Annotated in this window: 14 protein-coding genes; 11 read left to right on the top strand and 3 right to left on the bottom strand. The window is 65.1% G+C overall.

Annotation, left to right across the window (positions count from 1 at the left end):
* Nucleotides 1-85: 85 nt before the first annotated feature.
* The 11 genes from ACX6XY_RS13715 to ACX6XY_RS13765 all read left to right on the top strand — a co-directional run bounded on the left by ACX6XY_RS13715 (nt 86) and on the right by ACX6XY_RS13765 (nt 8,659).
* The gene (locus ACX6XY_RS13715) at nt 86-721 is read left to right on the top strand and encodes a ScbR family autoregulator-binding transcription factor (protein ID WP_460329840.1); all 636 of its coding nucleotides are present in this window, start codon (nt 86-88) and stop codon (nt 719-721) included.
* Between the two features lie 144 nt (nt 722-865).
* On the top strand, nt 866-1,039 hold the full coding sequence (locus ACX6XY_RS13720; RefSeq protein ID WP_460329842.1) for a hypothetical protein: 174 nt from the start codon (nt 866-868) through the stop codon (nt 1,037-1,039).
* 151 nt (nt 1,040-1,190) lie between these two features.
* Nucleotides 1,191-2,165: a hypothetical protein gene (locus tag ACX6XY_RS13725; protein ID WP_460329844.1), complete on the top strand. Its 975-nt coding sequence runs from the start codon at nt 1,191-1,193 to the stop codon at nt 2,163-2,165.
* 144 nt (nt 2,166-2,309) lie between these two features.
* Entirely contained in the window at nt 2,310-2,957 is a 648-nt protein-coding gene (locus ACX6XY_RS13730) for a ScbR family autoregulator-binding transcription factor (RefSeq protein ID WP_460329846.1), read from the top strand.
* A gap of 354 nt (nt 2,958-3,311) precedes the next feature.
* The gene (locus ACX6XY_RS13735) at nt 3,312-4,550 is read left to right on the top strand and encodes an IS701 family transposase (RefSeq protein ID WP_460329848.1); all 1,239 of its coding nucleotides are present in this window, start codon (nt 3,312-3,314) and stop codon (nt 4,548-4,550) included.
* 385 nt (nt 4,551-4,935) lie between these two features.
* Nucleotides 4,936-5,175 carry a helix-turn-helix domain-containing protein gene (locus ACX6XY_RS13740; RefSeq protein WP_460329850.1) on the top strand — a complete coding sequence of 80 codons (240 nt, stop codon included), beginning with the start codon at nt 4,936-4,938 and terminating at the stop codon, nt 5,173-5,175.
* A gap of 64 nt (nt 5,176-5,239) precedes the next feature.
* Nucleotides 5,240-5,572 (top strand): hypothetical protein, encoded by a 333-nt coding sequence (locus tag ACX6XY_RS13745; protein ID WP_460329852.1) that lies wholly within the window; start codon nt 5,240-5,242, stop codon nt 5,570-5,572.
* Nucleotides 5,573-5,703: 131 nt separating this feature from the next.
* On the top strand, nt 5,704-6,420 hold the full coding sequence (locus ACX6XY_RS13750; RefSeq protein WP_460329854.1) for an ATP-binding cassette domain-containing protein: 717 nt from the start codon (nt 5,704-5,706) through the stop codon (nt 6,418-6,420).
* Between the two features lie 98 nt (nt 6,421-6,518).
* Nucleotides 6,519-7,940 (top strand): hypothetical protein, encoded by a 1,422-nt coding sequence (locus ACX6XY_RS13755; RefSeq protein WP_460329856.1) that lies wholly within the window; start codon nt 6,519-6,521, stop codon nt 7,938-7,940.
* On the top strand, nt 7,891-8,157 hold the full coding sequence (locus ACX6XY_RS13760) for a hypothetical protein (protein ID WP_460329858.1): 267 nt from the start codon (nt 7,891-7,893) through the stop codon (nt 8,155-8,157). Before ACX6XY_RS13755 ends, ACX6XY_RS13760 begins: the two co-directional genes overlap by 50 nt.
* Complete coding sequence (locus tag ACX6XY_RS13765) at nt 8,123-8,659, top strand: hypothetical protein (protein WP_460329860.1); 537 nt, start codon at nt 8,123-8,125, stop codon at nt 8,657-8,659. Before ACX6XY_RS13760 ends, ACX6XY_RS13765 begins: the two co-directional genes overlap by 35 nt.
* A gap of 384 nt (nt 8,660-9,043) precedes the next feature.
* Here ACX6XY_RS13765 and ACX6XY_RS13770 read toward each other — a convergent pair whose 3' ends face one another.
* The 3 genes from ACX6XY_RS13770 to ACX6XY_RS13780 all read right to left on the bottom strand — a co-directional run bounded on the left by ACX6XY_RS13770 (nt 9,044) and on the right by ACX6XY_RS13780 (nt 11,396).
* A complete protein-coding gene (locus ACX6XY_RS13770; RefSeq protein ID WP_460329862.1) occupies nt 9,044-9,331 on the bottom strand; it encodes a DUF7848 domain-containing protein in 288 nt (95 codons plus the stop codon).
* Between the two features lie 405 nt (nt 9,332-9,736).
* Nucleotides 9,737-9,934: a hypothetical protein gene (locus ACX6XY_RS13775; RefSeq protein WP_460329864.1), complete on the bottom strand. Its 198-nt coding sequence runs from the start codon at nt 9,932-9,934 to the stop codon at nt 9,737-9,739.
* Between the two features lie 277 nt (nt 9,935-10,211).
* Nucleotides 10,212-11,396 carry a helix-turn-helix domain-containing protein gene (locus tag ACX6XY_RS13780; RefSeq protein WP_460329866.1) on the bottom strand — a complete coding sequence of 395 codons (1,185 nt, stop codon included), beginning with the start codon at nt 11,394-11,396 and terminating at the stop codon, nt 10,212-10,214.
* Between the last annotated feature and the right edge of the window lie 847 nt (nt 11,397-12,243).

The raw sequence follows: 12,243 nt of genomic DNA on the forward strand, positions 1-12,243 counted from the left end.
GAGGAACCGGCACTGGTCGCGCCGCCAGCAGACCGGTAAAATAACGGCTGTTCGCTTTGTTACCGCGAGATGGCGTGAGGCGGTCATGGCTACCGAGCCGAAACAGGAACGAGCGGTACGCACCAGAAGAGTGATCATCTCCGCCGCCGCGGAAGTGTTCGACCAGCACGGTTACCGCGGCGCCAGCATGCGGGAGATCATGAAGCGGGCCGGAGTCACGCTGGGCGCCGTGTACTTCCACTTCCCGAACAAGGAAGACCTCGCCCGCGCGGTCATGTGCTCGCAGACCGAGACGATCAACCCCCGGCTGGCGTCCAGCGGTCTGCAGCGCCTCGTGGACGTCACGCTGGTCTGGTCCCATCAGCTTCAGGCCGACGCCGTGCTGCGGGCCGCCCTGCGGCTGGCCACGGAACGGGGCGGTTTCGACGGCCAGGACGTGACGTCCTCCCACCGGGAGTGGGAGGACGTCATGGCGCGCTATCTGGAAGACGCCCGCGACCAGGGGGAGTTGCAGGGCCATGTGGAGCCGCGCGCGGTCGCGGAGTTCGTGGTCGGCGCCTGTACGGGCATGCAGCTGCAGTCCGAGCTGGCCTGCGCCCGCCGCGACCTGCCGCGCCGCACGGTCGGCATGTGGCGGCTGCTCGTGCCGAGCATCGCGGTCGCCGACACGGCGAAGTCGATCGAGGTCAGCCAGGAGCGGGCGGCGGCGCTGGTCGCGTAAGCCGACAGGTACCTGTCTCTGCCCCTGCCCCTGTCCCCGTCTCTTTCCCCGTCTCTTTCCCCGTCTCTTTCCCCGTCCCCTCAGCCGTCCGTGAGCGCTTCTCAAGGGTCCGGCGCGACGATGGGCCGATCTGGAGGAGGCGACATGGACGAGAATGCCACGTTCACGACACTACTCACGGTCTGTGAGGACTTCGAGCCGTCCAGGCCCAAGGCGTGCCAGTTCCGGGACATCCCGCCGAACGCCCCGGTCCTGCTTCTGGCGGGCGCCGACGAGGACGAGATCCTCGAACCGCAGCTGGTGCGCGGCATCGACTGAGCGGCGCGCACCGGCCGCGTGACACACCGGCCGCGTGACACACAGCGCACGTGAGAAGAACGACCAGGGCGGCGCACTCCCTACGCTCGACCGCAGCCGCGCGGGAACGCCCGCGCGGCACGGCGGAACCGGGCGGCGGAAGGGGCCTGCCATGGCACGAACGGACGCGTTACCCAAGACCAGCGACCCCCAGGACGCCGAGCCGGTATCCCGTACTGCCGCTACCGCCGTGCCGCGCCGTGGGCGGATCCTGCTGCTCAGCGCACTCGCGGGATTCCTGCTCACCGTGGTGTGGTCGGCGCGGTTCGTGGACCGGACCATCGGCGGGACCATCACGGACACGGTCCTGGGCGAGGGAGCCGCGGAGGGCCCGCTGACCGGCGTGCTGTCCGGGATCGTCTTCGCCTTCACCACGGGGCTCGCCGGTACGTTCACGGCCTGCAACATCGCGGCCTTCGGGACCGTGGCCCCGCTGCTCGGCACCGTCGGCACCCGCTGGGGCAGGGTCGCGGCGGCGCTGAAGCCGCTGGGGTGGCTGTCGCTCGGCATGATCGTGGTCTCCGCCCTGTACGGCGCGGTCGTCGGCCTGGTGGGCACGTCGATGCCGCAGTTCTCGCAGGGCCGCTCCGCGCCGGGCGAGCTGTCCGGGCGCATCCTGCAGGCGATGGTCGTGTACGGGATCGTCGGACTGGCCATGCTCTGGATGGGGCTGGCCGCGCTGGGCTACGTCCGGGACCCCTTCGCCCGCGTCTCCCGGCGCTTCCCGCACGCCCGGATGGTGTTCATGGGCGCCCTCGTCGGCGGCTTCCTGATCGGGCGGCCCTTCTCGCTGTTCCGCCATCTCTTCCGGGACGCGGCGGAGAGCGGCAACCCCCTCTACGGGGCGGGGGCGTTCGTACTCCAGTCGCTCGGCAACATCGCGATCATGTCGGTGATCTTCCTCGCCGTCGTCTACTTCGCTGGCCACCGGCTGCACGCGTGGCTGACCGGCAGGCCCGGACGGATCGCGGCGTTCACCGCCGTGACGCTCATCGTCGCCGGGGTGTTCCTGTTCCTGTACTGGGACGTACGGCTGCTCGCGCGCAAGGACATCATCCCCTGGTACCCGATGGCGCCCTGGGTGTGATGACGCGACTCGTTGCCAGGGAGGAAATCGGGTATCCCCCTGTCAGGGAGACAACGGGTACTCCCTGACAGGTAGCTGCACAGGGAACCAGGGATTAACATAGCGAGTGTTCGGTTTGTTTTACGGAGAGGACGCTGTCGGCGCATGGTCGAGCTGAGGCAACAACGGGCCGTGAGGACGCGCGAGGTGATCCTCCAGGCTGCCGCCGAGGTCTTCGACGAACTGGGCTACAGCGGCGCCAGTATCAGCAAGATCATGGACCGGGCCGGGGTCACGCACGGCAGCATGTACTTCCACTTCAAGTCGAAGCAGGCGCTGGCGCTGGCCGTCATGGTCAACGACTGGCTCGCGGGCGCCGAGCTGCCGCCGGGCGACGACGGACTCGGCCGTCTGGTCCGGATCACCTTTCACCTCTCCGAGCAGCTGCAGACGAATGTCGCTTTTCGGTCGACCTTCCGACTGGCCGTGGAACAGGGGGAGTTCGGTCTGCGGCAAGAAGGCGCCGCCCACGAGCGGTGGGCGGAGGTGTTCCACCAGCAGCTCGTCGCCGCCAGACGGCGCGGTGAGCTGCTCGACGGCGTGGACGAACGGGAGTTCGCGCAGGTCCTGGTGGGCGCCTGCACGGGCACGCAGACGCTGTCGCGGATCGCCGTGGAGCAGACGGCCGACCTGCCCGACCGCATCGCGGCGCTCTGGCGCTACTTCCTGCCGGGCCTCGCCACGGACCGCGCGCTGGCCGAACTGCGGGAGCTGCCCGAACTGGGCAAGGCGCTCGTACGCGCGGCGAGTTGAACACCGTTGCGCGCGGGGGGCGGACGCGGGGTGCGCGGAGACGGACGAGAGGGTGCGCGAAGGCCGGGCACCGCGCTGACGCCCCGCGCGGCTCATCCCCGTACACGCGCCACACGCGCCCCGCCCCACCCGTGATGTCCGCTGGTCAACGGGGTGGCAAGGGGCTCGCCCGGCACCGGCGCGGTGGCGGACTCCTGTGCTTGGGTACACGTCGGACAGGCATGCTACTTGCCTAAGTCGCGCTGTCGCGGTGCTCTGGAGGAACAGTCCGGCTCGATGCCATGAAACAAAGAGGACGTTCGCTATTCTTTCTGGGTGGCCAACCGTAAGCCCGGCACAAGGAGGGAACGCACCATGGCACACCGCGACGTGACCCATCCTCAGGCGTCGGTCCCGATGTTCGTCGAGCGGCTCTTCGGTCACCTGCCTCGGGCCGACCAGCGCTACTGGGCGCAGGCGTATCTCACGGGTCTGCTCACCGCGGAAGGCAAGAAGTCGGTGCGGCGGCTGGCCGCGGCCGTCTCCGACTCGCCGACCGCCTCGCAGTCGATGCACCAGTTCATCAACGCCAGCCCCTGGGACTGGGGGCCCGCGCGGGCCGAACTGCTGCGCTGGGCCGAGGAGCGCCTCACCCCGCGTGCCTGGGCGCTGGACGTGGCCGTGCTGCGCAAGCGCGGCGACTACTCCTGCGGTGTGCACCGCCGCTTCGTCCCGGCCACCGGCAGGTCGGTCAACTGCCAGGTGGGCGTCGGCGCCTTCCTGGTCACCGAATCCGAAGCGGTGCCGGTCGACTGGCAGTTGCTGCTGCCCGGATCCTGGGTCAACGACGAGGAGCGCAGGGCTCGGGCCCGTATCCCGGACGGCGTGAGCACACGGGCCATCGACCACCACGCCCTGGACCTGGTGGACGCGCTGGGGTCCAGGACCAGCCTCCGCGACGTCCCCGTCATCGCCGACCTGAGCGCGTACGCCGCCACCAGCGCGCTGGTGCGCGGGCTCACCCGGCAGGGCAGGGCCTTCGTCGTCGCGGTGCCCGGCCGGATGCCGGTGGTTCCGGGAGGACCGCGCGCGATGGGCCGCCAGCTCCGCCAACTCCCGGCTCGGGGAGCGATGGCATCGGGATTCTCGGCGTACGGCACCGAATTACCAGCCCCCGTCGAGGCGCGGCGATTCTTCGAGCTGAAGCACCACGGCCAGCCGTCGTACGCCACAGAGATGCGCGAGGGCCAGCCGGGCCACGCCCCGGTGCTGACCGAACTGGTGCGGCTGCCCGAGGTGCGACGCGGCCGCCAGGAGTCCTACCGCACCTACCGGCTGTTCGCCGTGCGGCACAGCGCGGGACGGCGCTCGACCAAGCTGTGGCTCACCAACATGGTGCAGCGGCGCACCGACGAACTCCTCGCGCTCACCCAGCTGCGGCGCGGGGCGCGGGCCACCGTGCAGGGGATGGAACGGGACTTCGGACTGCTGGACTTCGAGGGCCGCTCCTATCCGGGCTGGCACCACCACATGACCCTGGTCTCGGCCGCACACGCCTTCAGCCGCCTGGAACACCCCGGCGCGCAGGCCCTCGCGGTGCCGGGGACGGCCTGACCCGGCCGCGTGCCGCGCCGCCGTGCCCCGCCCCTCCTCGGATAGCAGAACGCTCTGTGGCCACCGGATGTGAGGCGGGGCCGTTGACTTGACGCACCCGATTTCAGCCATCCTTGTTGAAGTGCGTGGGTCTACCCGCCTGGGTATGGTCACTTGCACTTATATTGTTTCTGCTGCGTGCGGCACGCAGAGGGGGGCAGCCAGTGACCCGGACGCTCTCCCGCTCGCTCCATTTGATCAGTGGGGCGCATATGAAAACGGACCACATGCTTCAGGGTCGGTCGCACACATGGGGGAGCGGGAATTGGACTCGCCTTCAGACGAATGCACCGTGGCACAGAGTCGTAGAGGGGCTTGTTGCGTTCTTCCTCATATACCGCGATGGGTGCATGAGGCAGACCTGTCCCTCCTGACCTTACGTGAACGTGAAGTCCTCGCTGCGCTTGGCGACTTCCTGACGAACATGGACATAGCCGCCCAGTGGTGTATTGCGGAGCGGACAGTAAAGAAGCACATCGCCAACGTGTTCATCAAGCTGGACATCTCCTCGCGGGCAGAGGCTGCCGTCATCGCGACGTACCGGAAGTGTGAGCTTCTTGTCGCAGAGTGTCCTTGCGGACACTAGAACCGTTTAGCAAGGGCCTGGCATCGTCTTCGGCGTCAACAGCAAACCGAAAGGGAGAACGACTGTGTCTGCGTCAACTCTGGTACGGGAACCTGGCACTGCTGTCGAGCCGGCCGAGGAAAAGACCGTGAGTGCGTTTACGTCCGCGTCCATCAACGCGTACACAGCCGCGACTACGGCACCCGCACGCGCTGCCCACTCGATCCAAGCGAAGATCGACAAGGGTCTTGTCCGCTACGACGGATGGTTCCTGGCGTTCACCGCAGTCATCCTTGCCCTGGGTGCCACTATCATCGCCGGGCTGTCTGTCTGGTGTGTGGTGAAGCAGAACAAGACCTTCAGCGGAAGCTGGTCCTTCAGGAACTTCGGCCTGAAGGTCCGCTTTGAATGTGTGTAGAGCCCTCCGGTAAATAGCCTTCTGACGGCTATGTTTCCAGGTGCTCAGGTAGTCCGCATCCCCCGATCATATCGGCGGGCTGCCTGAGCGCCACCGTCTGATTGGCGGAGTCGATAAAGGAACAGGCGATAGTGACCCTCTTGGATGTCAATGGCGTCAGCTATTCCTATGACGGAATCGTAAACGTTCTCCTGGACGTGTCCTTCACCGTCGAAGAAGGGACGATCGTCGGTCTCGTTGGCCCCAACGGATCTGGAAAATCTACACTGATCAGAAGTATTTTCGATCTCGTGCGCCTTCAGTCTGGGTCCATCAGTATCGGCGGTTACGAACACGCCCTATCTCAGGCCAAGCAGTTGGGTATGTATCTGTCCAGCAATGACTACCTGCCTGAGTTTCTCACAGCCCGCGAATACCTCACGACGATTGGCAAACTGTTTGACCTCGATGTCGACCACAATAGAGCTATGGTTCTGTTCCGCAAGTTCTCGATGGAGGGCCGCTATGATCATCTCATCGAGGACTTCTCGCACGGCATGCGCAAGAAGACGCAACTGGTGTCCGCGCTTATTATGCGACGGCCGCTGACCGTCATCGACGAGACCCTCAACGGCATTGATCTTGAGGCGCTGCACCTCAGTGAGAAGGAGTTTCGTCGGATCCGCGACGAAGGCCGCTCGATCCTGCTGTGTACACACGACTTCACCACACTGGAACGTCTGGCCGACCGGGTCGTATTTCTCGACCTAGGCCACGTGGTGTACGACGAGCCGACGAAGGATCTGGTCGATGAGCACGGGTCGGTGGCCTCCATGGTGTTCGACTATCTTGAATCGGCTCAGCGATGACTAGGCTGAAGCATTCCGCAGTCCTGGCACGGATGCTCCTGGTTTTTTTCCGGCGCAGAGTCTTGCGAGTCGGTGTGCTGAGGTCCACTCCAGTCAGAGTGTTTGTCGCCACGGCGACTGCTCTGCTTCTGGGGACTATGTGCGCCGCCGCCTACTTCTTCTTGCGGCCGCTCTCCGACGAAGCGGCCGTGTGGCGCCTCTTGTTCAACACTTCGACGGTTTCTCTTCTGCTGTGGGTGCAGATTGCGTTCCTCCTGGTGAAGGTATTGTTCATCAATGCTGAAGGGATGCTCCAGTTCAGCTATCAGCTTCCGGTCACCAACCGGGAACGCTCGGCGGCGTTCCTCATATATGAGGCGGCGATGACCGCCGTCGTGGCTGCCGCTGGAATAATCTCCCTCGCGGTCAGCGCGCTGATCATCCTGGGTCCGTCTGCGGTCGGGTACATCACAGCATCGGTCATCCTGCCAGTGGTCCTGGCCTATCTTTTACTGTCTGTCCTCTACCAGATACTGACCCGTATGTGGGGGCTGGTGGGGCTTAGTCGGATGGCAGGTATCCTGAATGTGCTGACCCTGTTTGCGGTGCTCGCGTACTATTCCGCGCAGATGACGCCGATGATTCGGGACATCTCCGACGCGTATCTGAAAAGGCGGACCGAGTACACGTGGGTCACGTCGATGTCCTGGGTGTGGAACGAACATGGTGCCTGGCTGGCTCTCACCGTCGTGATGGTGGCAGCGGCCGTGCTCATGATTCTCGCATTCGTGCTTGCTCCGAACCAGCATGTGCGCCAGTCCCGCTATCTGAAACTTCCGGGAAGCCTGCGGTTGCGTAACGTTCTGGGACCGTATGACTGGTGTCTGTTGCGCAGTGCGCAGACCGTGGCTGCCGCCGCTATGACGGTTGCTTTGTTCGTTTACCTGCTGGCCAAGCCCTCGGTGAACCCGATGTGGAGCTTCGCCGCCTTGTCCTTCGGCGGCCTATACCAGTTCACTGCCACCCAGCCGTTGCGGCTACTGCCCGGCGCACGAGTATCGGCCTGGCGGGTCTACGGCCGTCTCATGAGGGCGCAACTCGTTCTGCTTACTGTGTTCGCTGCGCCGGGCCTCGTTATCACAGTTGCGATCTACCCGAACCAGTTCCTTGCTAGTGGCACGGCCCTAGTGAGTTGCCTGGGCGGGGCAGTTATGACGACGTGCATTAGCATCGTGTTCCCGGCAGAGAAGGACAATCCGGTCTCCGTGTTCCTGGGGCTATCGGTGGTCGGGATCGTTCTAGGCTTGTCAATGATCGGGCTGGGCATGCTCAGCCTTCCGGCCTGGGCAATGATGGTATGCCTTGCAGGAGTGGCCGTTCTGTTCATCTGGTATGCAGTGCAAGGAATTCACACGAGTGAGTCGAGGAGAAGGAATGATCAAGGCGCGGTCGGTCGTGAAGTCCGCTCTAGGGGCAGCTCTGCTGACGCTGGTGACCGCGACGGTGATATTGCTCGCTCTCATGTTCTCAACGGGAACTGATGAGATAGTCGAACGGAAAGCCTTCTTTGGATCGTTGGTCTTCGAGACAGTGAAGAAGGATAGTGGGGCGCTGGGCATCACCATGGGTGTCGGGAACCCGACCGCACTCATTGTCTTTTTTTTCATACTCACCATCGTCCTGACAATGATCCAGGTCATCTACCGGGGGTTGAAGCAGCGCCGTGAGCACCTCCTCAAAGAGATGTCCGGCAACTGACCTGAAGATCCGCACCGTTATCTGGGCGGTGGTCACTCAGGTGTGGCCACTGCTGGTTGTCCTCGTTGCCTTCTTTGCTATGGCTCTGGTCTGGTCCGCACGCTCCGGTGACTGGGTGCTGACCGAGATGATCTGGGTATTGTTGGTCAAACCGACTTCCTTGGGTTTGGTAGCCTCGTTCGCTCTGCACGAGTCGACACATGTGATCGCCCTCAAAAAGATCCGTACCGTCACTCACATCGCGATAGAGCGGACAGTGTGGCGCACGTCGGTGATCCCGGAAGGGGTCATGACCGGGTGGCAGACGGTTGTGGTGGCCCTGGCCGGGCCGTCTTCCTGTGTCGCATTGGGCACCCTTCTATGGCTCCCCAATCTTGACCGTTCCCTGGCTTGGTGGTACTTCGCGCACATCGTGTTCCTCCTGCCGTTCTTCGGTGACGGCCGGAGCGTTCTCGAAGGCGTCCGAGCTGTACAGAAAGAACCACCGCAGCCTTCCTCTTGACTTGTCACACATTTCCTTGTGCTCAGGGTCTTTGCGTGATCGTGGTCTGTCCGGATCCATCACCGGTGAGGCCGAGAGCTGACATGAATGGTCGAGCTGGATGCCCAAGGCGTCGATCAGGGTGCGTAGGGTGACCGGGGTGTGGCGGCCGGTGCAACCGTCTACGTCGACCGCGAGATACGGGTACCGGCCGGTCAGTTCTGCGTCGGCGCCCATTCCGTCGAGATGATCAGCGGTCACGTCCCTGGACGTGGTGTACCAACCTCGGGTGTCGGATCGCCGACACCCGAGCGGACGTGCACGGAGGTCGGGACCCGCTCAGCGCCGTACACCACGTCCGTGGACGTGACCTGATCAGCCACCCATCGACTGTGCGCCGCCCGGTCACCGCTCGTAGCCGTTGGCCGGTGGCAGGATCACCGAGTACGGGTTGCCCTCAGCGGGGTCGGTCCGCCAGTACGTTTCGGTGGTCAGCTTGTACTCCCGGTGATCGGGGTGCTGACCGGTGTGGGATAGGGCCCAGTCCTGTTGCACCGTAGTCGAGTTGTCGGTGACCGGGGATTCCTGATGGCACGTCATGCACGCCAGTTGGAAGACTCCGGCCGGGACTCCGGGGCGGGTGTCGGCCGATACCGTCCACACTGCATACGCGAACCGTCTGCGCGGGCTCACCGGCCCCTCCTTCTGGCCGAGCAACGGGGACAGCGGCACGGGGGCCATGCCATCGACTCAGCGAGGCGTTCGGGGTCTGGGCTCCTGGTGACCGTACGGGGCTCGGAGACGCTCACCTGCCTGCCGTCGGGCGTGAGCCGGTAAGTGTGCAGCGTCATGCGTGAGGTGCCGCTAGGCGGGGTTCCGGCGTTCACCGAGCCCTCCGCTCTCCGGCGTTCGGCAACAGGGCCGACACGTCGGGCAGGGCCGGGAAGTGTCCCGCGCAGTCGGGGCAGGCGTACACGCTGAAACCGGGCCCGGAGTTCTGGTGCACCTCGGACACGAGTACCGGCTGGTCCGTCAGTTCGTTACAGCGGGTGCACGTGCATTGCCGTGCTCCCGCTGTTTGGCTGCTGGCCGTGTCCATCAGGCCACCCCCGCCGCGCCGACGAGATGCCGGTCAAGGTCGATGCCGAAGTCGGCCGCGAGCACCAGGGCGAGCCTCCGCCGACGCTGCTGGGCGCGTTCCTGGCGCTGCTCATGCTCCACCAGGTACGGGCGAACGAGTGCGGTGTCTTCGCCGTCCAGCGGCACATCCAGCCCGTACGGCGAGCGAGGCGTCATGCGAACTGGAGCGGAGTGCGAGGGAGCCTGGTCGGGCGTAGGCAGCGCGGCGGGTCGGGCACGGTGACGACCGCACCCCCGCAAGCCAAAGATCAGGCTCGCCCAGAGGATGAGCACGCGGATAAGGTCTGTCATGTTGACGCTCCTACTCAGCGTTGGCCACGCCCCCGGACGTTGGCTCGTCGCGGGGGTCTTACGTGCCAATTCAGAGTGCCAACATGCGATGGCCGGAACTATCAGACATCGCTGATAGTTCCAGCCATTGGTTAACACTACGTTACATGTGTAGCCAGGCACCGTAGTTGCTGAATGTGTCGGGCATCCGGCGCTTTGCTGCTTCCAGCCCGGCGTACGTCTCGCGCACCGTCGCGTGGTAGCGCGTCTGCTGCGGGGCGAGTTTGCGCGCCTTTAGCAGGCTCTTGAACGCAGCGTCTGTACGGCCCGTCCACATCTGGGCCCGTGCTACCTCTGAGTGATGGTGCGCGAGCCGGGACGCGGGCCAGTCGTCAGGAGTGTCGATCCCCTGCGCTTCTTGGACGGCTTCGGGATACAGGTCGAGCTCTGCCAGCACACTGACACGGTGCGCTCCGACGTTGGTCGGCCCGAACGACAGCCAATGGACCTTCTCGGCTGGGCCCGTTCGCTCAGCGATGCGTGCTGCTTCGCTGAGGTGCCCCTCGGCAGCGTCCTGGTCCTTGTCTCGTCCCGCCAGTACGGCGGCCCCGAGGTGCAGCTGCCCGGTGATGACGTCGAGTACCCGCCCAGCCTCTGCCTGCTTCAAGGTAGACATGCCCAGACTGACCAGGCGCTTGCCCGTCTTATAGTCGCTCGCCCGGAGGTAAGCGAGAGCCCGCAGATACTGACGCATCCCGCCGAGTAGTGGATCGGATGCCCGCTGCGCCGCCCAGTCCATACGGTCGAGCGCCACCGTGCACAGATCGGGAAACCCGAGCTTCGTCGTCACGTCATAAGCCGTCCGGTATGTACTCGCGAGCAACCGCCAGTTGCGGTCGACAGGATTCGTGTGCGCCGTCGCCGTGGCCTCATGGACCAGGCCGGGAAGGTCAGCGGCAACTTGCTTGATGCTCGTCGCGCGGACCATGGCACACAGCTTCTCCGCGTGCTCTTCCAGTTCGTCAACCGGGCGTGGGGCCACATCCGGATCGGGACCTAGGTCGTAGACGTTCAGAGCCTCACGAATCGGGTTGATCAGGCCGTCAAGCTGGTCTTGCCGTAGCTCATCAAGGTAGGGCTGTCCGGTCAGCTCTGTGACTGGCACCGACAGGGCTCGGGCGAGTGCCCCAATGACCGAAGGGCTCGCGGGCATGACGCCCTGCTCCAACTTGGTCACCGTGCTGTACGAGACATGTGAGAGATCCGCCAACTCGCGTTGCGTCAAATGGCGGACTTTGCGCGCATGCGCGATGCGTGCGCCTGCGTGCTTTTCAGCGTGCGGGGGCATACTGAGCTCCGTTCTGCTTCGACACCAGAACGGTACCCCTGGCTAGTTACGGGGGAACGGCGTCGGCCCCTGCCGTCGTCGGGGGCCGACACCGACGAACCCCGAGCAAGCGCCACCGAGGCACGCCACGCCGTCACCGCGTCTGCCGACATGACCGGCGAACGCACCGCCGACCGCTCCCGCCCCGTGCTGCGCTGGCTGCTCGACTAGGCCGACGTACCCGAGGTTCGGGAACTGCTCGCCGACCATGGACACCTACTGACCGAGGCCGGTGACCTGCGCACGGCTGGGTTCGCCTCAGCTACTTCACTCACAAGGCCACGAATCGCCTGCACACATCACGCTCCGTCTCCAGCTCACGGATGAGTTTGTCCTTCTCCTTGGCCTTGGCCCGCAGCCGATCCGCTCAGCGCACTCGCTCTCCCGTAGCCGACCGCCGGGAGACGGTTCGGCCGCCGGTCGGTCCGAAGACGGCGACCCTTGTGCCGCGCCCCGCGCCAGGATCTCCACCGTCTCGGCCTCGGCCAGCAGAGCTTTGGGCGGCAGATCAGCTGCGAGTTGCCTGACCCGTACGCGCCTTGCGCCGAGTGAACGACGATGATCTAGTACGGCCTAGATCGTTAACTCCAGCCCTTGGGGGGCCTTTTGCGTACGAAGCAGCGCACACTGCGTACCGGAGTCGTTGTCGTCACCGCTCTGGTGAGCCTGGCGGGCGTCACCCAGGCCCAGGCGGCATCGCCGGGAGCCACGACCGCGGCGGACTCGGCACAGAGCGAGACGGGCGGGGTTTCGACGAAGAGCGAGGGAGTCCTCGCAGCGGCACTCGGCACTGACTGGTGCTGCTAGG

This window comes from Streptomyces sp. O3 (assembly GCF_054788135.1).

Excerpts from the sequence above, each read along its gene's own strand:
- ACX6XY_RS13715 (WP_460329840.1), top strand. The coding sequence starts at position 86 with ATGGCTACCGAGCCGAAACAGGAACGAGCGGTACGCACCAGAAGAGTG.
- ACX6XY_RS13720 (WP_460329842.1), top strand. The coding sequence starts at position 866 with ATGGACGAGAATGCCACGTTCACGACACTACTCACGGTCTGTGAGGAC.
- ACX6XY_RS13725 (WP_460329844.1), top strand. The coding sequence starts at position 1,191 with ATGGCACGAACGGACGCGTTACCCAAGACCAGCGACCCCCAGGACGCC.
- ACX6XY_RS13730 (WP_460329846.1), top strand. The coding sequence starts at position 2,310 with ATGGTCGAGCTGAGGCAACAACGGGCCGTGAGGACGCGCGAGGTGATC.
- ACX6XY_RS13735 (WP_460329848.1), top strand. The coding sequence starts at position 3,312 with ATGGCACACCGCGACGTGACCCATCCTCAGGCGTCGGTCCCGATGTTC.
- ACX6XY_RS13775 (WP_460329864.1), bottom strand. The coding sequence starts at position 9,934 with ATGACGCCTCGCTCGCCGTACGGGCTGGATGTGCCGCTGGACGGCGAA.
- ACX6XY_RS13780 (WP_460329866.1), bottom strand. The coding sequence starts at position 11,396 with ATGCCCCCGCACGCTGAAAAGCACGCAGGCGCACGCATCGCGCATGCG.